The sequence below is a fragment of the Blastopirellula sediminis genome (genome assembly GCF_020966755.1).
GTDB lineage: Bacteria > Planctomycetota > Planctomycetia > Pirellulales > Pirellulaceae > Blastopirellula > Blastopirellula sediminis.
This window is the reverse complement of the sequence record NZ_JAJKFT010000001.1, coordinates 149,645-172,285: the sequence shown is the minus strand read 5'-3', so window position 1 is coordinate 172,285 and position 22,641 is coordinate 149,645. Positions and strand designations below refer to the sequence as shown.

Genomic DNA, 22,641 nt, shown 5'->3' with positions numbered 1-22,641 from the left:
CGGTTAGTTGGCGTGAATCGCCTCGTCGAGGTTCATGATCGTACTTATGACCATCGTCATCGCGGCCTGCTGTACGGCGGGCACATCGGCCGCCGGCGCTTCGCCGATCGCAATCAGCAACTTCGCCGCGTCAGGAGACTCTTCATAGTGTGCCAGCTGCGACTGATACAAACGCGTCAGAATCTGCTGTTCTTCCTGGCTGGGCGCACGTGACGTCAGGTCCACGAACGCCGCAGCAATCTGCTCATCGACATCATCGTGCGACTGCATCACTTTGGCCGCCAACACGCGGGCCGCTTCGACGAAGGTCGGATCGTTCATCAGCACCAGCGCTTGCTGCGGCGTGTTGGTTCGACTGCGGGTCAGCGTGCAGAATTCACGATTCGGGGCGTCAAACGCCGACAAGTTCGGTGGCGGTGACGAACGTTTCCAGAAGGTGTAAAGGCTACGGCGATAGAGCCTATCCCCATGATCCTGGGCATACCGCTGGGCGGTGAAGTCGCGTCCATACGAAATCGCTTCCCACAGCCCCGGCGGCTGATAGGGACGAACGCTCGGTCCGCCGAGTTGTTCGTTCAGCAGACCGCTGGCCGCCAGCGCGGCGTCACGCAGTTGCTCGGCCGTGAGACGGAGGCGTGGACCGCGAGCGACAAACTGATTGGTCGGATCGGCCTCCCATTCGGCCTCGGAAACGGCGCTCGTTTGCTGATACGCGGCGGACATCACCATTTGCTTCAGCAGCCGTTTGACGTCCCAGCCGCTTTCGCGGAAGTCCGCAGCAAGGTAGTCGAGTAACTCTGGATTGCTCGGCGGTGAGCTACGCAGACCAAAATCTTCGGGCGACGCCACCAGCGAGTTGCCGAAGAGCGTCTGCCAATAGCGATTGACCGCCACGCGGGCGGTCAGCGGCTGACGATCATCGACCAGCCAATTGGCAAGCGCCAAGCGATCGGCCTGGGCGTTCTTCGGCAGCGGCGGCAAGCCGGCGAGCACATCGGGCGCGACCGTTTCGCCAGGGAGATCATAGCGACCACGCTGTAAGATGCGGGCGGGGCGACGATCGGTCCTCTCTCGCATCACCATCGTCTCAGGAAAATCTTCCATCAGACGACGGCGCTGCCGCGCAACCGCATCGTGTCGCTCGACCGTTTCGGCATACTTCGGATCGCTTTTGCGCAGATAGTAGTCGAGCAGCGTCGCTTGCTCGGCGGCGGTTCGTTCGGAGATCGACTTGGCCAGAATCTCGCCAATCGGATCACCGCCGCCGAGACGCTGGACCTCGAGCGGACTAAGCGTCCGTGCATAGATGCGGACGTCATCCAGCAGCCCGCGAAAACCATCGGTGGCGCCGGCACCGGCAATTTGCAACTGATGCACTTCGGGGGAGGCCTCGTCGACTTCCATCGTGTCGACCCGTTCGCTCTCTGATAATGGAAGCGCGACGCCGTCGCGATAAAGAGCGATGCTCTTGCCGTCGACGGTCAGGGTAACTTGTTGCCAGAGGTTCTTGACCATGACCTCCGTCGTGTGCAGACGGCGCTCAATCGACTCGTAAACCATTTCGCCCCGATCGAGCATCAGCGTAAAGTCAGGCGACGCAGCCAGCACGGTCGGACTCGACGTGGTCGGGTAAACCCAAAGCCCAATCGAGAAGGTGTCGCCCAACTGGATCGCTTCACTCGGCGTGATCAGCGTTCGCCCGTCGCAGAGGAGCGCCTGATCGAATTTGCCCGGCAAAAACAACGGCGGCTCATCGTTCTCGCGGGCGATCTTCACCGCGGCGCTGTCGCCGTCCAACGAAAAACGGGCCGCACTGTCAGCCGGCGGTTTCGCCGCGGCGGCGTCTTTCTCGGCGGAAAGTTCCCACGCGGCGAGAGCCTCCTTCGCATGATCACGCGAAGCGGCAAGCGCCGCGTCGAGCGTCGCAATCTGCTGGTCGAAAACGGCGAGCTGCTCGCGTTGGCGTTTCGTCGGACTGACGATCACGGGCGCCGCATTGCCGCGGCGACCGTCGAGACCGAGGTCGTCAACGTTGTTGAAGAAGGCGTAGAACTGGTAGTAGTCGCGCTGCGAGATTGGATCGTACTTGTGGTCATGGCACTCGGCGCAGGCGAGCGTCAGTCCCAGCCAAACGGTCGCTGTGGTGTTGGTTCGGTCCGCGGCGTAGAAGTGGAGATACTCTTCTGGGATCGCTCCCATCTCATCGTTGATGGGATGATTGCGATTAAAACCGGTCGCGGTGATTTGGTCGACGGTGGCATTGGGCAACAGATCGCCAGCCAACTGCTCCCGCGTGAATTGATCGAACGGCATGTTGGCGTTGTAAGCGTCGATCACCCAATCGCGCCATCGCCACATGTCGCGGTAGCTATCGATGTTAAAACCATGCGTGTCGGCGTATCGCGCCAGGTCGAGCCACTGCCGCGCCATCTGCTCTCCGTAACGTGGCGACGCGAGCAGCCGATCGACAACCCGCTCATAGGCGTCCGGCCTGTTATCGGCGACAAAGTCTTGAATCTCTGCAGCGGACGGCGGCAAACCGGTTAGCGCGAAGGTGACGCGGCGGAGGAGCATCTCCCGATCGGCCGGCTTGGCGGGAGTCAGCCCCTGCCCTTTCCACTTCGCAGCGACCAGGCGATCAATCGGCTGATCGCTCCAGCCGGGATAGGCTGCGGGAAGCTCTGGTTTGACGATCGGCTGAAACGCCCAGTGCCCTTCCCATTTGGCGCCGGAATCGATCCAACGCTTGATCGTGGTGATCTCGTTGAGGGAGAGTGGATCGCCATGCTTGGGCGGAGGCATTTGGGCGTCAGGGTCGCTGGCGACCAGGCGGCGATAGAGCTCGCTATGTGCGGCGTCGCCGGGCTGAACGATCGCCGGTTCATCACCACGACGGTGGAAGAACGAAGCGGCCTGATCGAGCCGCAGGCCGGCTTCCCGTTTGTTTTCGTCAGGGCCATGACAAGCGAAACAGCGCTGCGTCAGGATCGGCAGGACCTCGGCCGCGAAGTCGGGGCGTACACCGTCCGGACTGTCGGCCAGGACATAGCGAGTCCCGATCGCCGAAAGGGCGAGGATAGCAAGCTGGAAGAGCGACAGCTTCAACGGCAAATGCACAAATTGGGGAGATAAGGTGACGTCACCTTCTATCTTATCGCCCTTCGGGAGAAGGCAAATGCGCAAAAAAGCGGGCACAACCTACGTCGTGCCCGCTTGTAACGATTTTGCCGGTGAAAGGCCCGGATTAGCCCAGATTCGTGAGCCGTCCGTTCGAATCGCCAAAGCGATCGGTCTTGGCCCCCATGATTTCGAGCATCGACACATAGAGGTTGGTCAGCGGCGTGCTGTCGGGATAAACCAGGTGACGATTCGGCTTGATCGCTCCGCCGCCGCGCCCCGCCATGATGATCGGCAGGTCGTTGTGGTTGTGGCGATCGCCGTCGCTGATGCCGCTGCCGTACATGACCATGCAGTTGTCGAGCAGCGTGCCGTCTCCCTCGCGGATCTTCTGCAGTTCCTTGACGAGGTAAGCGTATTGCTCGACGTGATAGGCGTCGATCTTGGCGATCTTTTCGAGCTTCTCTTTGTTCCGCCCGTGGTGCGAAATCGAGTGGTGCCCGTCGCTGACGCCGATGTTGTTATAGGTGCGGTTGCTGCCGGCGTTGGTGAACATGAAGGTCGAAACGCGAGTCATGTCGGTCTGGAAGGCCAACACCATCATGTCCATCATCAAGCGGACGTGCTCGCCGTAATCGGCCGGCACACCTTTCGGACGCGGATAGTCCGGAACGTCGACTTCGGTCCCTTCCAGCTTGATCGACTGCTGTACGCGGCGTTCGATCTCGCGAACCGCATACAGGTATTCATCCAACTTGCGTTGATCCGACTGGCCTAGCTTCTGGTTCAAACGCTTGGCGTCGTCCATCACGAAGTCGAGGACGCTCTTCTTTCGCTTGTAACGCAGAGCGCGGCTCTCCGCCGATTCCTTCGCGTTTTCGTTGCCGAACAAGCGATCGAACGCAGCTTGCGGGTTGATCTCTTTGCCGACGTGCGAAGTCGAATTTCGCCATGCCATGTTCGAGGTGTAAACGCAGCTGTAACCGGAGTCGCACTTGCCGGCCTGGGCGCTCGGTTCGCAGCCGAGTTCCAGCGAGGGGAACTTCGTCGCGTAACCCAATTCCTTGGCGGCGAACTGGTCGACCGAGACGTCGTTGCTGATGTCGGCGCCGTCGGTCTTCTTCGGATGCGAGCCGGTCAAGAAGGAGGCGACGCTGCGAGCGTGGTCGCCGCCGCCGTCACCCAATGCGAACGCGCCACGCAAGGTCAGACCGGTGAACGCGGTCATCTCCGACTTCACGTCTTTCAGCGACGAAAGGGTCGGCGAAAGCTGCCAATCGGCGCCTTCCCCTTGGGGACGCCACTGGTCGACGTTCACGCCGTTGGGAACGTAGAGGAACGCCATGCGTACCGGCGGTTTGCCGGTTGCGGCGGCGGCCGAAGCGGCGGGAGCCATCTGTTCCAGCCACGGCAGCGCCATGGCGGCGCCAAAACCGCGAAGCATCGTACGTCGAGAAATCGTGGTGCTCATGTCGGACTCCCTCTCCGTTCTAATTCGTACGGCGCTTCTGGAAGGGATCGCTGTGGACGATCGCTTTCACCAGCGCGGAGAAACGGTAATCGTTACGTTCCAGTTCGTCTTGAATCGCGTCGACGGCGCACATGTCGTAGTACTCGACGCCGCGTCCCAAGGCGTAGGTCAGCATCTTTTCGGAAAACGTGCGAACGAATTCGTCACGATGTTCGGTGAGGATCAGTTGGCGCAGTCCTTTCGCCCCATCAAATTTTATCCCCCCAGGCAACTCGCCGGAGGCGTCAATTTTCTGCCCTTCGTCCTTGTCGCGGAAAGCCCCGACGGCGTCGAAGTTTTCCAGGGCGAATCCAATCGGGTCCATTCGGGCATGGCAAGATGCACAACTGGGATTGGCCATATGCTGTGCCATCCGCTCCCGGAGGGTTCCCTTCAGCTCTTTTTGCCCTTCCAACGTCGGCACGTCGGCCGGCGGATCCGGAGGAGGCGTTCCCAGCACGTTTTCCAGGACCCATTTCCCCCGCTTCACCGGCGAAGTCCGGGTCGGATTTGAGGTAACGGTCAAAATGCTCGCGTGGGTCAAAATGCCGCCGCGTCCCTTGTCGCCAAGCGACACTTTGCGGAACTCTTCCCCATTAACGTCCTTCACGCCGTAGTGCTTGGCAAGCGATTCGTCCAAATAGGTGTAGTCGGCGCCGATCAGGTCGAGGATGCTCCGATCCTCCCGCACGATCGACTCGAAAAAGAGCTCCGTTTCGCGCCGCATCGACTTGGCCAGTTGCGGCGTGAACGAACGGAACTGGCGAATGTTCGGCTTGGCCGATTCCAGGTTCCGCAATTGCAGCCACTGCCCAGCGAAGTTTTCGACCAGCGCGGTGCTCTTTGGCGATTTCATCATCCGCTCGATCTGTTGGTCGAGCTGCGATCGCAACTTTCCTTCGTAGGCCAGCGTCAACAGTTCCTGATCCGGAGCGCTGCTCCAGAGGAAGTAGGAAAGCCGTGCGGCCAACTCGTACTCCGTCAGTTGGCGGACCGGGCCTTGAGCCTCATCCACTTCGACGCGGAATAGGAAGTTTGGCGAGCAGAGGATCGCGATGATCCCCTCACGAACCGACTCTTCAAAGTTCGCTCCGTCGGCCTGAGCGGCGGCGACCAGCGTGTACAAGCGATTGATTTCGTCCGCGGTGACGGGACGGCGATAGGCACGCGACGCAAACCGGGTCAGGTTCCGTCGGGCGGCAACCTCAAACGTGATCCCCTCGTCGCCTGGATAGGCGACGAAAATCTGGCGATGCGACTCGGGATAGCTGTCCGGTTTGATCTCCGGCGGTCCGACCAACTTCACGCTGGTCACAATCAGGTTGCGATCGCGAAGATTCGGATTGGCGTTGTTCGGATCGTAGTGGTCGTTGGTGAACGAGATCTCGAGGTGATGCTTTCCCTTGCTGAAGCGTTTGGTGATCTCGTAGTCTTTCTCTTTGCCGCGCGTTGCGTCGACGGCGAAGTCTTTATTTTGGTCGTCCAACTTGACGTGCATGTTGGGCAACTGGTCGCCGGCTCGCGTGCCGAAGGCGCGAATCGAGATTTTGTACTCGCCCGGCGCATCGACTTCAAAATCGGTCGTCCCAACATTGTGCGATGCGAAGGTGAGTCGATCGTCGCTCTTCGAGCCATCTTTCAGCTTGAAGTTCTTCAAGCGTTCGCTGCGAATCAGGCTCTTCGGATCAGACACAATCGCCTTGTCGGCGATCGTTACCGCAGCGTCGTAATACTTCTCCAACAGAAGCGGCGAGAGGGAAAGGACGTCGCCGATATTGTCGAACCCATAACCAACGTCATCGGCCGGGAACTCTTCGGTGGCCTTAAACTCGACGCCGACCAGATCACGAATCGTGTTTTCGTATTCGGCGCGGTTCAGACGACGGATCGTCTCGCGGCCGGGGTCGGCCGGACCGTCACATGAGTAATCGGCCAGGGCGCCTCGGATCCACTCCAGGGTTTGCGCCATCTCTTCGGCCGAGGGTTGCGTCTCGTCTTTCGGCGGCATCGCTCCCGAGGCGAGTTGATCAAGCGTCTTCTGCCAGCTCTTGCGACCGCTGGTCATCACCTGTTCCGCCTTACTGAACGAGGCGAAATCAATGCCTGACTCGGCCGAATCACCCGAGTGGCAATCGTTGCAGTACTTGGTCAGAAACGGCTTCACTTGCTTGTCGAAAGCGGCCTGATGCTGCGCAGGATCAGCCCGTAGCGACGAGCAGATCGCTAGCGTGAGCGCAGTCGACAAAAGGAGCGAAGGAAATCGCAAGGATGCAGTCCGATGAAAGGCGGGAATCAGGCGTGGAGCTGGGAGGAGCCGAAAGGTAGGCAGGAAATGGCTAAGCCCAGCTGGAGATTATACAAATCGGCGCATGGTACGTCCATCAAATACGCCGAATTGCCCATCATTTCCGATTCCCGCGCAAATCGCTGCAAAAATGTGCGGGATCGGGGGTACTTTGCGGGAAGTCGCCGCCAAAAGTGGGGGCGACTCAATTTCCATCGAATTTGGGTGAATCGCCTTAGGCGACCGCCTTCTTGTTGACGGCGACGTAGAACTGCTCGATCGATTCGACGACTACCCGCTGCTCGGCGGCGGTCAGCTCCGGGAAGATCGGCAGGCTCAACACTTCCTTGGCCGCCTTTTCCGTTTCGACCAGCGAGGCGTGCGGCCCCATGTTGGCGAAGCAGACCTGCTGGTGGAGCGGTACTGGATAGTAGACCTCGCTGCCGATCTTGTGATCGGCCAGGTGCTTCCGCAGGTCGTCTCGGCGACCCTGCGGCACGCGGACGGTGTACTGGTTCCAGGCATGCTTATGTTCCGGCGATTCGCTCGGCAGGATGATGCATTCGTCCATCCCGGCGGCGCGGAACAGTTCGTTGTAACGAGCGGCGTTCTCGCGACGCATTTCGGTCCACTCGTTCAGCTTTTCCATTTTGACCAGCAGCGTGGCGGCCTGGAACGTATCCAGGCGGCTGTTAATGCCGACCACCGAGTGGTAATAGCGCGGTTCCATGCCGTGACCGCGGTACAAACGGAGCTTGGCGGCCAACTCTTCATCGTTGGTCGTCAGCATGCCGCCGTCGCCCATCCCGCCCAGGTTCTTGGTCGGGTAGAAGCTGAAGCAACCGACGTCGCCGATCGAACCGACCGGCTGGCCATCGTATTCGGACAAGATCGCCTGGCAGGCGTCTTCAATCACCCATAGATCGTGAGCGGCGGCGATTGCGTTGATCGCGGTCATGTCGGCCGCCTGGCCGAATAAGTGAACCGGGATGATCGCCTTGGTGTTCGGGGTAATCGCAGCGGCGATCGCTTCCGGGTCGATATTGAAGGTGACCGGGTCGATGTCGGCGAAGACCGGCTTGGCGCCCAATCGCCACACGGCGCTGGCGGTCGCAAAGAAGGTAAAGCTCGGGACGATCACTTCGTCGCCGGGGCCAATTTCATAGGCCATCAAGGCGAGCAAAATTGCGTCGCTCCCGGAAGCGCAGCTAATGCCGTACTTCGCATGAGACGCTTCGGCAATCTGCTTTTCGAGCTCGAAAACTTCAGGTCCGAAGACGAACCGGCCGGAGTTCAAGACGTTTTCCAGCGCCGCAACGAACTCGGTATGCAACGGGGCATTGCCGCGGGCGACATCCAACAGCGGAACCGAGGCGGGACGGCCCGCCGACTCTTGAGCGCTCATCCTTGAATCTCCGTACTTCCTTGCTTCGACCCTCCGTTCGTCCAATGAACAGACCGGTCTGTCGCGAAAAGCTAGATGGAAGCGAAGGAAAGGTCAAGATCAAGCGAAACGCTCGCTAGCAAACGCTCGCTAGACGGCCGAAGCGAACTCTTTGCGGTACTTGGCAATCCCACCGTCGCCGATCGCATCTTCGCAATAGGCGATCATCATGAACGCCTCATCGGGAACGCCGGCCAGTTCGGAACGAACGTTCCACTGCGACGACGGTTGAAAGCCGAACTTCGGGTAGTACTTGGGATCGCCCAGGACGATCACGAAGTTGGCGTCCATCACGCGCAACTGATCGAGTCCCTGGCGGATCAACTCGGCGCCAACTCCGCGCCCCTGCGCTTTCGGTAATACCGATACCGGTGCAAGCCCCCAACCATTCACAACGTGCTTACCGCGCTCGATCGTCGCTGGCGTGAACAAGATCTGCCCGACAATTTGCCCCTCTTCGTCGGCGACAAGCGAGATTTGCTCGCAATCGGCCTCCCGAATCTGATCGACAATTTCATTTTCGATGGCAGTCGGAAAGGCGGCCAACAACAGGGTACGGATCGCCGGAACGTCGTCCGGCGTTTCGGGGCGAATAATCATGGGAGAAGGCTCCGAGGTGAATCGCGATGAGGTCAAACTTTGATGGCGGCCTGGAGTTGATCATGCAGAGCGAGAGTCGACGTCGCGACGACTTTGGGACGATTCCAGTCGAACCGCTCTCCTCCCACGCCGCGAATGACGCCGCCTGCTTCTTCGACGATTAACACGCCGGCGGCCACATCCCATATTTTAACGCTCGACGCCCAGTAGGCGTCCAAAATCCCGGCGGCGACGTAGGCCAAATTGAGCGCCGCCGAGCCAAGCCGGCGCATCGCCTGACAGCGAACGAGAACTTCGACGAACTGATGAATCTCGGGCGAGTCGCGCTGGATCCCGGCCGCAAAACTTGCGGCGACCAACGCCCCTTCCAGATCGGTAATGTCGCTGACTGAAAGCTTCGCGCCGTTGAGCGTCGCCCCTTTGCCGCGCTCGGCTGCAAAGCATTGGTCATGGACGGGATCGTAGACGACGCCGACGATCACTTCCCCCTTATGCTGCAAAGCAAGTGATACCGAATAATTCGCTAGCCCATGAACATAGTTGGTGGTCCCATCGAGCGGGTCGGCGATCCAGCGATAGTCATACTGCGCCGAGGCCGCATTTGCCGGGTCTTCCTCTTCTCCCAAGAATCCATGATCAGGAAAATCACCCAGAACGATTTCTTGGATCTTCTTTTGGGACTCGACGTCCGCCTCGGTGACGAGGTCGGCCCGCCCCTTCTCGCGGATGCGAAACTTCCCTTGCCAATCGAGCAAAACGGCGCCTGCTGCTCGGGCAGCTCTCTCGCAAGTCGTTAAATAATCAGACATTTGGCTCTCTCAACATCGGGCTATCTGGGTCGCCTCTGCGGTCGCCGCCAGGACCAATGATAAGTGATCGAGTCGCCTTTAGAACTACCGATCTGACCAGGATGTGCAGATCGAAAACTTTCAGCGAATATTTTGGGAACCAAAAGGTGGACAATGACGACTACTTTGGTATCATGACGAGTGGAAGAGGGCCACCTAAGGCATCATACCATTCATAAAGCCTCGCCCCACGGGCGCAATTCCGGCCTCTTCTCTGTTCCGGCCCCGTCGCTCACCTTGGTGAGAGACGGGGTTTTTTTATTGTCCGACCGCATCGATTCGCTCTCCATCATGCCTGTCCCTTCTATTAATGAATCTCCTTCCGGTCGCACTTGGCGCTCGACTGGCACGCAACAGTTTGAGTCCATTGTTGGAACTTGCCGACTTGCGGTCGTACAAGACAATCCGCTGCAAGTACGCCTGACGAAACTTGCCCCCAGCGGCCAACAAACGATTCAAATCGACTTCGGCGTACCGCTGCAGTCGGACGTCTATATACGCGAAAATGACCTGGTTTTTACGGGGGAAGAGACCGAAAACTCTCCGGTCCGCACCCAGGCCTATATTCGCGCCGTCTCTGACGAAGCGGCTTGCGACCTGATCTTGTCGCGTCAGACATCGCTCCTCGACTACGCGGCCCCAATCTCCCTCTTCGTTCCCTCAACAGAGAAAACTTTTCGCCTCTTGGATGGTCAGTTGGTCGACGCTCAGTCCGATTCGACGCCAGGCGAAAACGTCGTCCTCGCTGCGCCGATCGATGATGAGCTGGCGATCTGTTTGATGTACTTCCCCGGCGACGCCGACGAGATCGTCGTCAGCGAAAACCAACTCGCCGTTCAGTCCTTCGCCGCTGCTTTGGAAAAAGGGGTCATCCGTCAGGTTCGCGTTCGGGCGCTCTTTGCCGAGCGTGACGGTTTGGCGGAGTCTCTCGCAGCGAAGTACGAAGCGTTTCGTCAGTCGGAATTGCCTCTTACGACCTAGTTCATCCCCCCGCCACTGAAATTCCTGGGGGATGAAATGCGCACACATTTCAGTTACGCTGAGATCTTTGTCACACTCCACTTCACTTAGCCGGTCCCCCCATGTCGATCGAGTTGCGAAAACAGCTTTTTGAACAGCTAGACCAAATCGTTCTGGTTGACCCCCATTCGCACATCAATCCGCTCAGCCCGGCGTCGACGACGCTAGCCGACATCCTGGGGTATCACTACTACACCGAACTTTCGCACTCGGCCGGCATGCCGAAGGATCAGATCGAAGAGCCCGGTCTCGATCCGAAAGAGAAAGTTCGCCGCTTGGTCGAGAACTTTGGTCCGATCGAAAACACGATCCAGTACAGCTGGTTCATCGAGTTCGCGCAGAAGATGTTCGGCTTCGCGGACGAGCGACTGACGACCGACAACTGGGAAGCGCTCTACGACTCGGCCGCCGAGCGGATGGCGTGCGACGACTGGGAAGAAACGGTCCTGCGCGAAAGCAAGTTGGAAGGGGTCTTTCTGACCAACGACTTTGACGACGCGCTGGAAGGTTTCGACACTTCGCGTTACATCCCCTGCCTGCGAACCGACGACTTGGTCTTCCATCTCTCGAAACTGCCGGTCGCCGAACGCCTCGAAAATGCGACCGGGATTTCGATCAGCGGGCGTGCGGCGCTCGAAAGTGCGCTCGATAAGCTGTTCGATCACTTCGTCGGCAAAGGGGCTAAGGCCTGTGCGATCTCGCTGCCCCCGGATTTCGCTCCGCATTATGTGAGCGACAACCGCGCCGACATCGCGATCAAAAACATCCTGGGCAAAGGACTAGACGCCGATCCTAACGATCGCCACGCTGCGTCGAACTTCGTCTTCTGGTCGCTGGCCGAACGTTGCCGTCAGCACAAGTTGCCGTTCGACCTGATGATCGGCGTCAATCGCGGCGTCTACGAAACCGGCGTCTACCAGGGGCAAGACCTCTACGACAGCCGGGTCTCGCTGATTCAGTATCGCCAGCTCTTCAACGCGTTCCGCGACGTCACGTTCCCGGTCTCGGTCCTGGCCAGCGTCACCAACCAAGAGCTCGTCAGCTACAGTTGGATCTTCCCGAACGTCGTCGCCAACGGTCACTGGTGGTACTCCAACACGCCGGCCTACATCGAAAGCGATCTGGCCGCGCGGTTGGAAGCGATTCCGCAAACCAAGGTGATCGGCTACTACAGCGACATGTACAAGCTGGAGTTCGGCATGCCGAAGTTCGCGATGTTCAAGCGGATCCTCGCCAAGGTGCTGGCCGAACGCTTCGTCGTCGATCGCGGCTGGAGCGAAGATCGCGCCCTGGAATTGGGGCGGACCGTCCTTCGCGGCAACGTCGAGTCAATCTTCGGACTCGAAGGCTAATCGCTTAACTTGGTCGAAACGCACTATACGCGTATAGCCCGGTGAAACAGCAGAACAGCACGGTTAACGTGTTGTAGCCCAGCTTCAACCACCAGGTCGTCAGATGCTCCTTCACGTCAAAGACGGCTTGAAGGGGCAATCGCAGGCCCCAAAAGATTGCGACATACAGGCAAAACGAGCGGGCCAGGAAATCTCCCCCTGCCAACTGCGCCGCGTTTAGCAGCGTTATTAGGCCGAAAGCGACGATCGACAAGACGACGTAGCCGCCGTAGACCCAATACATCTGACGATGCAGCGGCGAGAGACAGGCGAGTTCTTGCTTCCAATTCAATCGAATTGGAACTAACGCTGAAGCGATCAGTACGCACAACTGAACGCCGCCGGCGACGCGCAACAGCGTTTCTAACGTCAGGTTCATCCGATTTCTTTCCAGACGAGCAGCATCGGGACAATGATGTTCTCGACAAACCAGTGATGAAATAACCACGCGATTGGCGCGACCAGCACGACCGCGGCGAACGCCCTTCCCTGCCAACCACGATGAAGCGAGGCTCGCTTCCCCAGCCAACTCCGCTCCAGCAGAATGGCGCTCCCTTGCAGCAAGAAATAGGCGGTGGGCCATCCATATCCACCGCCTGCCGGATAAGAGATGACCATGTCATGCACCAGTCCGCTGAACAAAAACCCGATCATCACGGCCCATGCCGCGCCGATGCGCACCGCCAGCGTGCGGAATAAAAAACGATGCGTCAGATCGCGAAAGGCCCCGTTCCAGCGCCGTCCCCAAAACTCGGAAACCGAGCGAGCCAACAGCGGAGCGTTCATCAGCGGCGGAGCGTCGACTCCTCGACTTCTCCACCAGCACGACAGGAGATGAAATAGCCCGAAGTGCAACAGAAGAATCATCCCCACCATGCCGAGCCAGCCGACAGCCAACTTATTAGGAAGTTCCGCCAGACCTGTCGCCATCCCCAACAGAGACATTCCCACCATCATTTTCGCGCCAGCCCAGAACCACTCGGAGGCTTTCGGCGGCGCGATGTCACGCTGGGGTGCTGTCGAAAGAAACGCCGTCGCATCAAGCCCTGGCCAAGCCAACCAGTAAGCGAGGCTCCTCGAGAGAGTCGAGGGGACCCCACACCCGATCCACGTCAGCCATTTGCACCCCAGGTAAATCGCCACCGCTAACAGCCACATTCGCCCCCACCCAGTCATTTCGGGGGAGACGCACAAGATTGCCGCCGTGACGGGTACCGCTGCGAGGATTGCCAGCCAAGTCCAACCTGTCCCTATCGGCGAGGTTTGCCCTTCAGAATCTTCTTTTCGGGCGATTGCGATCATTCGGTTTGGAGCAAAAAGGAACGAGGGGAAACCATTCTGCTATTAACAACCGTGATATTGACCACGTTGGTAACAAAGAATCCCTCCCGAACCGATATCCAAGCAAATCAATTAATCCCGTGGAATTCCCCCTACGCCTGCGAAATACCGTAGAAAGTTGCACATTACGCTGTTTCAATGCAATGATTGTCAGATTGATAGCACAATTAAGAATCCGGTGCCGATCTTTATTCGTATTGCAGGTAGAGACTGGCACCTGCAGCTCTAAGGCGTCCTGATTCGAAGTTGCGGTTTCGCTAGAAATTCAACGCTTCATCCACCACGGTCAGGTTCCGTAGGGAGTACCGAAAGCCGGCGGTCGGCCCTACCATGAATACGGCAAAAACTCCCGATATCTCGCGAAGAAACAGCGAGCTCGCCGCATCGAAGAAAGTGAACGAAGAATCGATTCCCCCAGGAGTTGATCCTTTGGCCGAAGTCGCAGCGGCTTGTCGGCAAGGAAACATGGCAGCGCGTCGTCAGCTGTACGACGCGTGCAGCGAGCACGTCTTTCGCGTCGCCGCCCGAATCGCCGGGCCGCAAGACGCCGCCGACGTCACGCAGCAGGTTTTCCTGCAAGCGTTTCGCTCAATTGACAAGTTCGACGGCCGCTCAAAGTTCGAAACTTGGCTTCATCGAATCGCCGTAAACGAGGCGCTACAGCACTTGCGGCGCAATCGCCGTCACAAGCATAGCGATCTCGACTGGGAGCCGGAGGAAGAATCGACCGCGCCGGGCGAGCGAACCGAACAAAAAGAGGCGCTCGAACAAGCGCTGGCAAGTATCGATCCCGAGTTAAGATCGATCTTCCTGCTACGCGAGGTCGAGGACTACTCGTATCACGAAATCGCTGAGTCGCTCCACATTCCGGAAGGAACGGTCGGCTCGCGATTGAATCGCGCGCGACGAGAATTGAAACGACAACTGCAGGACCTGGGTTATTCCGACATGTAAACGGTTTCGAGCTGAAAAGGCGGATCGGCCCGACCTCCGAAGATGAAACGTAAAATGGACTGCTCTGAAGTTAGAGATCGATTGTCAGAATTCTTCGATGGCGAAATGCCTGAAGAATCGCAGATGGCGATGGCCGATCACCTGGCCGATTGCGAATCATGCGCCCAGGAACTCACCGAATTCCACGACCTGTCGCAAATCACGGCGACGCTCGATCATCCGCTTCCTCCGCCGGGACTCTGGGATTCGCTCGAAGCTCAACTCGCCGTTGCGGACGGCGTCTCTGCCGAAAGCCTGGCGGCGGCCGCGCCGTATCGTTGGACCACCGGCCCTTTTGTTCCGTGGGTGTTGGCGCTGGCCGCCAGCGTCGTCTTTGCGATCGGCTGGTTCGGCTACCAGTCGAATCTCACCATGTTGGGCAACCTTTCGATCGCCACGGTCTTTGACCAGTACTTTGATACGCTCCATCACGATCCTGTCGCCGCCCAGCAATTGTTGCTGGCGGAATACGACGGCCAGCCGATCGACGCCGAAAACGCGGTTCATTTCGTGGGCTATCATCCAGCCATCACCGCCGGCATGCCGGAAGGTTACGCGCATTACTCCTGCAACGTGATAAAGCTGCCGCATGGCGACGCCGTCCACTGCCAATACTTACGACCCGATGGAAGCGCATTGGCGCTCTTCGAGCATGACGGCGAACGTCCCGCTTGGTTTGGCGATCGCCCGGCGACCGAAGCGATCCATGGCGACACCAAAGTGAAAGTGGTCGATCTCGACAAACGAGTCGCCGCCACCTGGCGACAAGGGGATCGGCATATCACTGTCGTTGGCGCGCACGACGCCAATGAAATTGGTCAATTGACCGGCTGGTTCGGAGAGCGAGCCAGTCTTCTCGACGAGTAGCGGCCGCTTAGCGGACGAACGAGACCAACGACTGCGGCGCTCGCGCCCCGGTATTCCAGGCATACTTTCGCCACCGCCGTTCGAGCTCTTCAATCCCTTCGATCTGGTAGATGTCGCGCAAGGCTCGATCGTACCCGCGCTCGATCGCCGCTTCGGCGAAGTCGATCAGCTTGGTAGGCTCATCTTGTTCCGCCAGGAAGTGGACCAGCGACAAGCTCTGGCCGTAGAAGGCGGGAACCTGTTTGGCCGAGGTGAACTGCTCTAAACGAAGAAGCTGAACGACTCGCAGAGCGTCGCCGCTGCGCAGCGCATCGTGACAATCGCGGTGATGCAGCGTCCGCTTCTCCTGTGAATCGGCCATCGTGGCGATTCCTTCATCCAGCCAGCGGGGCGGATGTCCATCTTCAAAACGATCGGCCAGGACGATGTGCGTCAGCTCATGCGGCAGGGCGCTCGCCCCCTTTTTAGCGTCGTAGAGCAAATCGATTCGGCGATTCACGATTACGCCGCGCGATGCCTGAACAAGGCTGCTGCCGGAGGTCTGGGCTCCGCCGCCACCGACGGCGGTCTGATAGCTCGCTTTGGTCGCGTGAACGATTACCTGACAGCGGGGACTCCAGTCGCGGCGATCCGCCTCACTGAGCCAGACCTGCTGGAGGTCCAACCGCAGCCTTTCGCACTGCTCCAGCAACTGCTGGGCATTGGGTCCGCCGCGGAAGGTCCGAATCTGGAAGTTGCTCGATTGGCTATCCCACTCGGCGGCGCCTGCATGTTGGGAAATGACCAGTCCGAGGATTAGGAACAATCCGTGGAAACGAGTCTGCATTCGATGGATTCCGCCGGGGGAAAGTGCACGCATGGGGGAAAAAATATTGGCCACCCAAAGTCGACCGCAACGCCCACGAAGTAGGCGTGCCCCGTGTAAAGACAAATTGCATGCCTAAACCGCGAAATCGACCTGCGGTTTCACACACAAAGACTCGCAACCATCTGTCTTAAAAGCCGTTACAGCTTTTAGACCGCCAATGCGCAACGATGCGAACCGGCCCGTTATGCCCCAAGGACAGGCAGACATGCCGAGCATCTGAGCAGATGCCTAAAAGTTGCCCGGACTGGGCCAATCCCCTCGGCGAAGAATTCATTGGCGACGCTGTGAAGAAACGAGAAGGTCGCCGCATCGAATCTAGCAACGGATCGATTGCCCGCGCCATGTGACGCAGCCCACCAAAGAAAATCGATTCAAGATTCGAGTTAATTGATAGTTTTGAGGAGGTGTGCGATGAAAAAGATGTTCTTGATGGCCCTTTTGGTCGCGCTGATGGCTGGATTGTCGACGACCACCGCGTTCGCCCAACGCGGCGCCGGCGCTAAACTGCGTGGCGACTTCGGCCATGGATTCTGGAGCCGCGACGCAGCTCCAGCCTACCGTTCGACGATGACCTTCCAGGCGACGCCGATGGTAGACGCAAATCGTAGCTTCTCGTACGAGCCGACGGTCCCCGCCGACAACGTGCAGCCAGCCGTTCCGAGCACCGAGGTGAAACCGACAGTACGGTGCACGGATAACGCCGACGTGACCCGACGCTACTCGTATGAACCCGGCCAAAGCAATGCCGGCGTGACCCGTCGTTATTCGTACGAACCGGTCCCAATGGTTCCGTCGTACTCGTATCGTTCGGTCGAAAGCAGCAGACCGTCGTATATGTACCCCAAAACCGATCCCCGTCGTTTCCAGCATTAGTCGGAGACGCACCTCCGTTCCCGTGAAGTTCATTACGGGACAGAGTCGACGCACAGTCGCTCACCATCCAGCCGGGCGATTGTGCGTCGTTTTTTGTTTCTTGGCGTGATTTTTTGACGCTAGCGACCCGATGTCCACCAGAAACCCGATTACCGCAAACCGTTTTGCAGTAGCACCTTAAGGCGAACTGTGATCCATCGCACCTACCCTCGCCGAGTTTTTTAGAAAATATCTTCGTAGCGTGTGAACCAATCAGACGAAGTACCGTCTTACTGGTGTGCCGAGCTCGATCGCATGTTGCGGTCGAACTGTATACTTCGGTAATTTTTTCACAAAGTTGCTGACGTTCCGGCGGCACGATATATTTCAACGTTCCTCGGCCAGGGTAGGTTGAGGAAACGGATTCTATTCACTCTCTCACTGCGCAACCCGCGTAGGAGGAACTCAAAATGCGTAACGACATTATCAACATCCGCGAAAACATTGTTGTCGCTGCAGTCGCCCGCGTCGCCGTGGTCGCCGTTGAAGTCGCTCGCGTTCGTTTCTTCGATACGTGGATGCGCCTCTATGGTCATGCCATGACGCATCTGACCCCGCCCTCCAAACAGGGCGGCGGTTTGAAACCGTCATGGCTCGGCGGCGAGAGTTGGCTAACAGGTTGTCAAGAACCAAGCCAACTACAGCCGGCGTTTTGTTGGGGCTCCGTGCGATCGGAAGGATCGCCGGCCTGGATAGGCAGAAGCTAAGACGCAACCGCGTCAGACAATTCGTCTCGCTTCTCGTCTGCAAGGCTCGCCCCGACGGCGCCTGAGCTAGTCGCGCTCGGCTCGCGTTGACAGTGACCCCATCGGTCCGTTTTCGCGCTCTCCGTACCGCCTCCTGCTCTTCGGCCGAATCGCGGTTGCACGCACCTTCGCCTGCCGCCGCCTCTGCGTCCTCAGCAGTTCCCATACAAAAACCATACGAGAGAGAGTTCAAGATGACTGATTTCGCGCAACTTGACGAAAAAGAGCGGATGATCGCCCTGGTTACGGCTTCGCAGACCGGTGACCGTGACGCGTTCGGCCAACTGGTCGAGCAGTTCCAGGGAGTCGTCTTCGCGATCGCACTGAAGCGACTGCGTGATTACGCTGAGGCGCAGGAACTGTGCCAGGACGTCTTCATCCAGGCGATGCAGAAGATGGATCAGCTCCGCGAGCCGGCGGCTTTCCCCGGCTGGCTGCGTTCGATCACGGTCCGCATGGCGATCAACCGCGCTGTGCGCCGCCCTCCTGACATCGCGACCGAGCCGGATACGCTGGCGGCGACTTGCGTCGACCGTCGCACTCCGCTCGATATGCTGATCGACGGCGAGCGCGCCGAGAACCTGCACGAGGGCCTGGCCCAACTGCGTGATCTCGACCGCGAAACGCTCCGTGCGTTTTACGTCGAAGGTCAGTCGCTGCGTGAGATGAGCGACGAGTTTGATGCTCCGATTGGTACCATCAAGCGTCGTCTGCACGTCGCGCGTAAGCGTCTGGCGAAGGAGATGGAAGAGCAGATCGCCGTCTAACGGCGACTGCACGTTCCAATGACGTTGGCAAAAAAGAAACCGCCTGAGAATCGCTAAGGTTCTCAGGCGGTTTTGTTATTTCTCGGGACCTCTATTCCATCGGCCCCATCGGCTCAACCGGTTGCGGCGAGCGATCGTAGATCATTTCCTTTTTCGGCTCTTCTCCAGCGCCGGGTTCCTCGGTCTCTTCGTTCGCCGGTTCCGCTTCTGCCGGCTCTGACTCTTCCGTTTCCGTCAGTTCCGTTGGAGTTGTGATTGTCGTAGTCGACGGGAGAGATATCACCACGACAACAATCACCAGCAGCGTCATGATCGTCAGGCCGCCGAGCACCACGATCAGCCAGGGAAACCGCGAACCCTCCGGCTTTTCGACCGACATCGCCAGCGGCGGTTCCGCCGCTTCTGCCGTTTGTGCGACGATCGGCTCTTCATCGGTCGGTGGAGTTAGCGTGATCAATCGCGACAGATCATCAGCGATCGTGAATGACTCGCCGCACTTCGGACAGGGAGTCGTCTTCCCCGCCAACTTACGCGGGATCCCAAGCGATTTGCCGCACCGCGGGCAACGCAGCTTCGCCAGCTTGATACTCATGGTGAGATACGCGGAAAGAAGGTCGGAGTAAGAATCGCCCGCAGAAGCGTCGCCCCAGCTCGCATCGGACACGCTCTATCGTAATTACCGCAGTGGGGTCAGGTCAAAAAAAGGAGACGCGATCCCTTGCAAAGCCAAGTCGGTCGAATTGCATACGGGAAACGCATCCACCAAGCAATTTGCGTGGCGACATTTTCCATTGACAAAGCGCACGGTGTTAGGGTCGACTTCAGGTCACTGGGGAAAAGCCAAGACTTCGCCGCCTCCATGCGTCGCATCGAAGAAGGCTGATAAGTCATGACCAGCGCCATGTGACGGTCCGGTCCATGGCGCCACTCGACCTGCTATCCCTCGAAATCACCACCCGATGGGTTGCGATGAACTGGCGAAAAAAAATGCGCAGTCCAGTCCACTGTTGATTTGAGCGCAAACGAATCGCGAAAGTCCCGTTCGCCATATCCCCCTTTTAAAAAAAGCACGGTCCGGTCCACTGTTCATTCGGGTGCGAAAGAATCGTAATGCCCCGTCTTGCTGCTCAGGGAGAGAAAAAAATAGCGTGGTCCAGTCCAGTTCCACCAGCGCTTGTGAGCAAATAACAAAGTCCGGCGATCAGATTTCGCCGGACTTCCATTTCGGAGATCGGGTTATCAGCGTCGGCCAAAGGCGGCCTTGCTAGTTGCCGGGAATCACCTCTCCACCGCTGCGGGTCGCCATAGAACGCCAGGTATTCAGATCGATTGTCTCGGCGACGCTCGAAACGGACCCATCGACCCGCGCGACCTGAACGACGCCCGGGTGCCAACTGCGTGAGGTAATGATGGCGTAGGTGGCCCCTGCACTACCGCCGGTTTTGCCTTCCTGCCATGAGTTGTAGTCGGCGTCGTAGTCGGTACCGCCGCTGGTGAATTTTACGTACGTATTGGGAGTCATCGCCGCAGTGAACCCGGTGTGATGAACGCGTCCGTCCGGCCATTCGGTATGCCCGGTGTCGACCTTGAATTCGGAAGACGCCGCCGCGACGGCCGCTTCTGCGGCGCCCACATTGGCCGGAATCGTCGTCGCCGGCGGTTGCGTGTTGCGTGTGTAAGGGGTGAAAGCTTTCACTTCGGCGGCTAACAGCGTATTGCTGGTCCCGTCAGTTGCGGCGGCGAAGGAGAGGTGACTGTTCGGATAGAACATTCCGTCTCCTCCCCTGCGCGTCGCCGGATCCCAGACGAACCAAGTCCCCATATTAAACCCATACGTCGTCGGATAGAGACTCGGACGATCGGGCGTCGCAGGCGGCGAGTTCGTGCGGGTCACGCGAAACGTATCCGACTTCGGATCGCTCGGACAAGCGAAGCCCGGCACCTTGATTTCATGAATCGAAATCTGGTTGTCCCAAGCGACGTTGAGATTCACTACGCCCGAAAGGTTGGCTTGCTCGAGATAGTCGAGAATCCGTCCATGTACTCCCCAAGAGCCGTTGTTGCTCGCTGAACCAGCATCGATGATGACGCTCGCCGGAAACCGCTTGAACGTACTCTCATAGTTGTGGATCGCCAGTCCCAGTTGCTTCAGGTTGTTGCTGCATTGCATACGTCGGGCCGCTTCGCGGGCCTGCTGGACCGCCGGCAATAGCAATGCGATCAAGACGCCGATGATGGCGATCACCACCAGCAGCTCAACCAACGTAAAGCCTCTCCTGTTTTCCGCGCAGATCATCAATCGCCTCTATCGATTCAGACGTAATAATGGGGTGGGTGTGGTAGTAGCCACACAAGCAATTCAAGTGCCGCTTGGATGTAGAATTCGCCAAGGCCATAAATCCCTATTCCCACTTAACTTGCCCAATCAAAAAAAGCGAGCCAAAGTCGAACAAACCGACACGCATGACGAAAAACCCGACACATCACCCACTCGCGGGCTTTCGATTACCATAAATGGATTCGCCCCCTTCGACTTCCGTCCCCTGATCCCTAATGCGCTGGCCGCTACGAATCCAATTGCTGCTCCCCTTCGCCGCCGTGATGCTGGCGATCATGGTCGGCGTCACGCTGGTCACGGCGCAGATCTCGGTCACCAACGCGAAATCGCGGATCGAGTCCCGCCTCCGGGATGTGGCGGCGGTCTTGCAATCAGCCACTTTCCCGTTGAGCGACGCCGTTCTGGAACAGATGAAAGGGCTCTCCGGCGCTCAATATGCCGTGACCCAAGATGGTCAGCTGATTCGTTCGACGTTGAATGGATTGCAATCAGAGCAGCTTGCTTCGCTTTCGGTGACCGACTCGATCGACGACCTCTCATTGGCCGAGGAAATCTCGATCGACGACCAGGAGTATTTCCATGCGGCGGTCGCGCTACAGGGACGCTCACAGCCGGGACAAGTGCTGCACATGTTCTATCCGGTCGACTCGTATCGCAAAGCTTGGTCGGCGGCGGCTGGCCCGCCGTTTTGGATCGGACTGGTCGGCTTCGTCGTGCTGGTTCTGGTCGCGTTCGCGCTGGCCCGCACCGTCACGGCGCCGATCGCGCAGCTGCGACAGCAGGTAGAACGAATCGCGGCGGGAGACGCTTCGCCGATTCCGCCCCGTGGAACCAACGATGAAGTTCGCGACCTGGTCGATGCCGTCAATCAACTGGCCGAACAGCTGACCGCCTACGATGAGAAAATCCGCACGCTGGAACGCACCCGCGTGCTCGGACAATTGGGCGCCGGTTTCGCCCACCAGGTTCGCAACGCGGCGACCGGATGCAAGTTGGCCCTCGACATCCACGCGCTCCATTGCCCGCAGGCACATGACGAAAGCATGGCGATCGCCAACCAACAGCTGGCGCTGATCACCACGCACTTGCAGGCGATCGTCAACTTCGGCAAAGAAGAGCGGCGTGATTTTCAGCCGCTTGATCTGCGCGAGGTCGTGCTGGAGGCGTTGCCGCTGGTGCGGCCTTTGGCCCAGCATCATCACGTCAACATCACGTTCGACAGCGACGGCGCCTTTCCGATGCAAGGAGAGCCGACGCTATTACAAACGGTAATCGTCAACCTACTGACCAATGCGGTCGAAGCGATTGCCGCACAACCTCGCGTCAATCCGTCAGTCGATGGCGAAGTGCGGGTAGAATTGAACCAAGAGCCCCGCGGCATCCGCCTGACGGTGGCGGATAACGGTCCTGGGCTGCCGCAGGAAATCGCGGCGACCGCATTTGACCCGCTGATCACCTCCAAGCGCGAAGGGGTCGGGCTTGGCTTAACAATTGTCCGCGAAGTGGCCCGCGTCCATCATGGCGAAGCGACCTATCGCCGCGAGAATGGCGAGACGCGATTTGAGATTCACCTGTCCGATATGAGAAACGATTAA

Annotated in this window: 19 protein-coding genes; 8 read left to right on the top strand and 11 right to left on the bottom strand. The window is 58.7% G+C overall.

From position 1 onward, the window contains the following. Positions 1-3: 3 nt before the first annotated feature. The 6 genes from LOC68_RS00745 to LOC68_RS00720 form a co-directional block, all read right to left on the bottom strand. Entirely contained in the window at positions 4-3,105 is a 3,102-nt protein-coding gene (locus LOC68_RS00745; protein ID WP_230214404.1) for a DUF1553 domain-containing protein, read from the bottom strand. Positions 3,106-3,244: 139 nt separating this feature from the next. Continuing rightward, positions 3,245-4,588: a DUF1552 domain-containing protein gene (locus LOC68_RS00740; protein WP_230214401.1), complete on the bottom strand. Its 1,344-nt coding sequence runs from the start codon at positions 4,586-4,588 to the stop codon at positions 3,245-3,247. Between the two features lie 19 nt (positions 4,589-4,607). After that, the gene (locus tag LOC68_RS00735) at positions 4,608-6,893 is read right to left on the bottom strand and encodes a DUF1592 domain-containing protein (RefSeq protein ID WP_230214400.1); all 2,286 of its coding nucleotides are present in this window, start codon (positions 6,891-6,893) and stop codon (positions 4,608-4,610) included. 253 nt (positions 6,894-7,146) lie between these two features. After that, a complete protein-coding gene (locus tag LOC68_RS00730; protein ID WP_230214399.1) occupies positions 7,147-8,316 on the bottom strand; it encodes a DegT/DnrJ/EryC1/StrS family aminotransferase in 1,170 nt (389 codons plus the stop codon). A gap of 129 nt (positions 8,317-8,445) precedes the next feature. Beyond that, complete coding sequence (locus tag LOC68_RS00725) at positions 8,446-8,955, bottom strand: GNAT family N-acetyltransferase (RefSeq protein ID WP_230214398.1); 510 nt, start codon at positions 8,953-8,955, stop codon at positions 8,446-8,448. Between the two features lie 32 nt (positions 8,956-8,987). Beyond that, positions 8,988-9,764, bottom strand: a complete 777-nt coding sequence (locus LOC68_RS00720) for an inositol monophosphatase family protein (RefSeq protein WP_230214397.1) — start codon at positions 9,762-9,764, stop codon at positions 8,988-8,990. Between the two features lie 330 nt (positions 9,765-10,094). On the opposite strand from LOC68_RS00720, the gene LOC68_RS00715 reads away from it, so the two are divergent. After that, entirely contained in the window at positions 10,095-10,784 is a 690-nt protein-coding gene (locus LOC68_RS00715; protein ID WP_230214395.1) for a hypothetical protein, read from the top strand. 101 nt (positions 10,785-10,885) lie between these two features. Next, the gene (locus tag LOC68_RS00710) at positions 10,886-12,175 is read left to right on the top strand and encodes a glucuronate isomerase (RefSeq protein ID WP_230214393.1); all 1,290 of its coding nucleotides are present in this window, start codon (positions 10,886-10,888) and stop codon (positions 12,173-12,175) included. Positions 12,176-12,179: 4 nt separating this feature from the next. On the opposite strand, the gene LOC68_RS00705 is transcribed toward LOC68_RS00710, so the two are convergent. Both LOC68_RS00705 and LOC68_RS00700 read right to left on the bottom strand, forming a co-directional pair. Beyond that, on the bottom strand, positions 12,180-12,593 hold the full coding sequence (locus LOC68_RS00705; protein WP_230214391.1) for a hypothetical protein: 414 nt from the start codon (positions 12,591-12,593) through the stop codon (positions 12,180-12,182). Continuing rightward, the gene (locus LOC68_RS00700) at positions 12,590-13,159 is read right to left on the bottom strand and encodes a wax synthase family protein (RefSeq protein WP_230214389.1); all 570 of its coding nucleotides are present in this window, start codon (positions 13,157-13,159) and stop codon (positions 12,590-12,592) included. Before LOC68_RS00700 ends, LOC68_RS00705 begins: the two co-directional genes overlap by 4 nt. A 726-nt stretch (positions 13,160-13,885) precedes the next feature. On the opposite strand from LOC68_RS00700, the gene LOC68_RS00695 reads away from it, so the two are divergent. Both LOC68_RS00695 and LOC68_RS00690 read left to right on the top strand, forming a co-directional pair. Continuing rightward, positions 13,886-14,509, top strand: a complete 624-nt coding sequence (locus LOC68_RS00695) for an RNA polymerase sigma factor (RefSeq protein WP_230214387.1) — start codon at positions 13,886-13,888, stop codon at positions 14,507-14,509. Between the two features lie 42 nt (positions 14,510-14,551). After that, positions 14,552-15,415, top strand: coding sequence for an anti-sigma factor (locus LOC68_RS00690; RefSeq protein ID WP_315858763.1), 864 nt, complete (start codon positions 14,552-14,554; stop codon positions 15,413-15,415). 7 nt (positions 15,416-15,422) lie between these two features. Here LOC68_RS00690 and LOC68_RS00685 read toward each other — a convergent pair whose 3' ends face one another. Then, positions 15,423-16,241, bottom strand: a complete 819-nt coding sequence (locus tag LOC68_RS00685) for a peptidase MA family metallohydrolase (protein ID WP_230214383.1) — start codon at positions 16,239-16,241, stop codon at positions 15,423-15,425. A 453-nt stretch (positions 16,242-16,694) separates the two neighbouring features. On the opposite strand from LOC68_RS00685, the gene LOC68_RS00680 reads away from it, so the two are divergent. The 3 genes from LOC68_RS00680 to LOC68_RS00670 all read left to right on the top strand — a co-directional run bounded on the left by LOC68_RS00680 (position 16,695) and on the right by LOC68_RS00670 (position 18,708). Continuing rightward, entirely contained in the window at positions 16,695-17,156 is a 462-nt protein-coding gene (locus LOC68_RS00680) for a hypothetical protein (protein WP_230214381.1), read from the top strand. Between the two features lie 449 nt (positions 17,157-17,605). Beyond that, on the top strand, positions 17,606-17,902 hold the full coding sequence (locus LOC68_RS00675; protein ID WP_230214379.1) for a hypothetical protein: 297 nt from the start codon (positions 17,606-17,608) through the stop codon (positions 17,900-17,902). A 233-nt stretch (positions 17,903-18,135) separates the two neighbouring features. After that, on the top strand, positions 18,136-18,708 hold the full coding sequence (locus LOC68_RS00670) for an RNA polymerase sigma factor (protein WP_230214377.1): 573 nt from the start codon (positions 18,136-18,138) through the stop codon (positions 18,706-18,708). A gap of 91 nt (positions 18,709-18,799) precedes the next feature. Here the strand turns inward: LOC68_RS00670 and LOC68_RS00665 are convergent, their stop codons facing one another. After that, a complete protein-coding gene (locus LOC68_RS00665; RefSeq protein WP_230214375.1) occupies positions 18,800-19,300 on the bottom strand; it encodes a hypothetical protein in 501 nt (166 codons plus the stop codon). A 672-nt stretch (positions 19,301-19,972) separates the two neighbouring features. Further along, positions 19,973-21,004: a DUF1559 domain-containing protein gene (locus LOC68_RS00660; RefSeq protein WP_230214373.1), complete on the bottom strand. Its 1,032-nt coding sequence runs from the start codon at positions 21,002-21,004 to the stop codon at positions 19,973-19,975. A gap of 257 nt (positions 21,005-21,261) precedes the next feature. Here LOC68_RS00660 and LOC68_RS00655 point away from each other — a divergent pair, with 257 nt between their 5' ends. Next, the gene (locus tag LOC68_RS00655) at positions 21,262-22,641 is read left to right on the top strand and encodes a sensor histidine kinase (RefSeq protein ID WP_230214371.1); all 1,380 of its coding nucleotides are present in this window, start codon (positions 21,262-21,264) and stop codon (positions 22,639-22,641) included.

Bases quoted from the DNA above. Each gene is read 5' to 3' on its own strand.
- LOC68_RS00740 (WP_230214401.1), bottom strand. From the start codon at position 4,588: ATGAGCACCACGATTTCTCGACGTACGATGCTTCGCGGTTTTGGCGCC.
- LOC68_RS00730 (WP_230214399.1), bottom strand. From the start codon at position 8,316: ATGAGCGCTCAAGAGTCGGCGGGCCGTCCCGCCTCGGTTCCGCTGTTG.
- LOC68_RS00725 (WP_230214398.1), bottom strand. From the start codon at position 8,955: ATGATTATTCGCCCCGAAACGCCGGACGACGTTCCGGCGATCCGTACC.
- LOC68_RS00720 (WP_230214397.1), bottom strand. From the start codon at position 9,764: ATGTCTGATTATTTAACGACTTGCGAGAGAGCTGCCCGAGCAGCAGGC.
- LOC68_RS00715 (WP_230214395.1), top strand. From the start codon at position 10,095: ATGCCTGTCCCTTCTATTAATGAATCTCCTTCCGGTCGCACTTGGCGC.
- LOC68_RS00710 (WP_230214393.1), top strand. From the start codon at position 10,886: ATGTCGATCGAGTTGCGAAAACAGCTTTTTGAACAGCTAGACCAAATC.
- LOC68_RS00705 (WP_230214391.1), bottom strand. From the start codon at position 12,593: ATGAACCTGACGTTAGAAACGCTGTTGCGCGTCGCCGGCGGCGTTCAG.
- LOC68_RS00700 (WP_230214389.1), bottom strand. From the start codon at position 13,159: ATGTCTCTGTTGGGGATGGCGACAGGTCTGGCGGAACTTCCTAATAAG.
- LOC68_RS00695 (WP_230214387.1), top strand. From the start codon at position 13,886: ATGAATACGGCAAAAACTCCCGATATCTCGCGAAGAAACAGCGAGCTC.
- LOC68_RS00690 (WP_315858763.1), top strand. From the start codon at position 14,552: ATGAAACGTAAAATGGACTGCTCTGAAGTTAGAGATCGATTGTCAGAA.
- LOC68_RS00685 (WP_230214383.1), bottom strand. From the start codon at position 16,241: ATGCAGACTCGTTTCCACGGATTGTTCCTAATCCTCGGACTGGTCATT.
- LOC68_RS00680 (WP_230214381.1), top strand. From the start codon at position 16,695: ATGAAAAAGATGTTCTTGATGGCCCTTTTGGTCGCGCTGATGGCTGGA.
- LOC68_RS00675 (WP_230214379.1), top strand. From the start codon at position 17,606: ATGCGTAACGACATTATCAACATCCGCGAAAACATTGTTGTCGCTGCA.
- LOC68_RS00670 (WP_230214377.1), top strand. From the start codon at position 18,136: ATGACTGATTTCGCGCAACTTGACGAAAAAGAGCGGATGATCGCCCTG.
- LOC68_RS00665 (WP_230214375.1), bottom strand. From the start codon at position 19,300: ATGAGTATCAAGCTGGCGAAGCTGCGTTGCCCGCGGTGCGGCAAATCG.
- LOC68_RS00660 (WP_230214373.1), bottom strand. From the start codon at position 21,004: ATGATCTGCGCGGAAAACAGGAGAGGCTTTACGTTGGTTGAGCTGCTG.
- LOC68_RS00655 (WP_230214371.1), top strand. From the start codon at position 21,262: ATGCGCTGGCCGCTACGAATCCAATTGCTGCTCCCCTTCGCCGCCGTG.